Genomic DNA, 1,944 nt, shown 5'->3' with positions numbered 1-1,944 from the left:
CGTCGCCACCCGCTACGAGAAGACCGCCGCATCGTTCCTTGGTGTTCTCCACCTCGCCGCTTCTTTCGACTGGCTCAGGCGTTAACAGGCCCTAGCCCTCCCGCCGCACCGCGCAGCCTCCCCTTTATTTATTGGCAACCCAGATGGCGCCAAATAGCGGTGAATGACGCAAGGTTCGCCCGCAGATTTTGGATGCGAGCCTGCTGCTGTTCCATTTGCTGCCTGATAGTGGGCGACGTCGCGCCTGGCGACCGCATGGGCTCTCGCATATTGCCTAGCTCGGAGAGAAATCGCTCGGCGTTTCGGTGCTCGACGATAAGACCGGCTATTCGCGGTTTCGCATCTTGGCAGAACCCTTCAACTGTCTGGCTGAAGTTGTTCTCCCCTGACTGTCCAAGTGCTACTGCGGACCATATACACCCGGCTGCCGCGAAGGTGCTGATTGCGTGTCTCATGGTTCACGTTCATCCCTATTGGCATCACTCTAGCGAAAGGCGCCGCCCGGATTGGGCCCAGCGATCACACCTCAGTAACTGGACCAGGGCCTAACAGACCCTAGCTATTTGAGTGAGCGGAAGGCCGGGCACAAATGAACAGCAAGATAGATCCTGGGGCGGAGCCGGCAGTCGTCACGGGAAGCCGGGAGCAACTTCTCTACCTGCTCGCCGAGGCATCGGAGATCGAGCACACCCTCATGTGCAGCTATCTCTACGCTGCGTTCAGCCTCAGACGCGGGGAGGGGGAAGGGCTTTCCACGACCGAGGCCTGCGCTGTGGATCGCTGGCGGAAGACCATCATGAACGTGGCAGTCGAAGAGATGGGCCATCTTCTCATAGTGGCGAACCTGACTGTTGCGGTTGGTGGCCGGCCCCACTTCGCAAGACCAAACTTCCCCGTCGCGCCCGGGTACTTCCCCTCGGGGGTCGTTGTCCGCCTCACCGGCTTCTCCCGCGAGACGCTCGAGCATTTCATCTTCCTTGAACGGCCTCAAGGAGCTCCGGGTGACGATAATCGTACCTTCAATCAGAAGAGCTACAGCCGAAGGCAAGCCGTACGCGGCCTGATGCCGAGTGCGCAGGATTACACCACGATTGGGCACCTCTACGAGGCAATCAGGGTGAACCTCATCTCGCTCGCAGACCATCTTGGAGAGGGCGAGCTTTTTCTGGGCGGTGCCAGACGGCAGGTTGGTCCCGACGTGGTCGATTTCCCAGGGGTGACCAAGATCGCTTCCTTAGAAGCGGCTTGCACGGCCATCGACTTGATCATCGAACAAGGTGAAGGGTCACCAGGGGAGCAGGAGGAGTCGCACTACCGAAGCTTTCTAAGCATTCAGAACGAATTCGAGGAACTCGCCCGTGGGAACCCCGCCTTTGCACCCGCATGGCCTGTCGCAGACAATCCTGCGCTCCGCCTTCCGCCAAACCTCGAGGACAAGGTCTTTGTCGACCATCCAGAGGCTGCGGTACTGCTGGATTTTACCTGCTCGATCTATGGCTTGCTGCTCCGCCTCCTTGTGCAGAGCTTTGGCCGAGCCGGTGAGGAGGCGGCTACTCAACAGAAGACGCTGATCTCAGCCGCTATCGAACTCATGCATACTCTGGCGGGTGCGTCAGATCAGCTCGCACGTCTGCCCGCGAGCCTATCCACACCGGGTGTGAACGCTGGCATGAGCTTCACCATGTTGCGCGGGGTTGAGCCCCTGCTCGACGGACGTGTCGAGGAACAGCTCGTACGTGAGCGAATGCGAGATCTGGCTGATGCTGCGCGAACCATTCCCCAACTGCCGAGCGCTTTGAGCGCAAGCCTCGACCAGATTGCTGAAGCATTCTTTCTTCAGATTTCTTCCTGAAGGTGCTGGGGGCATTGGCAAGTTGATGGGGCGTGGCCGGTAGGAGCGAGCCGGGGCAGTCTGCCTGGATGACCTCAGACCCTTCTACCTAC

General features: G+C 59.6%; 1 protein-coding gene. It reads left to right on the top strand.

Annotated elements, in window-relative coordinates; translation table 11 throughout:
• The first annotated feature begins 589 nt into the window (after positions 1–589).
• A complete protein-coding gene (locus tag BO39_RS29300) occupies positions 590–1,852 on the top strand; it encodes a ferritin-like domain-containing protein (RefSeq protein ID WP_043840414.1) in 1,263 nt (420 codons plus the stop codon).
• The last annotated feature ends 92 nt before the right edge of the window (positions 1,853–1,944 follow it).

Source organism: Roseomonas aerilata DSM 19363 (assembly GCF_000711725.1).
In the GTDB taxonomy this organism is placed as follows: domain Bacteria; phylum Pseudomonadota; class Alphaproteobacteria; order Acetobacterales; family Acetobacteraceae; genus Roseomonas; species Roseomonas aerilata.
This window is presented reverse-complemented; position numbering and strand designations above follow the sequence as displayed.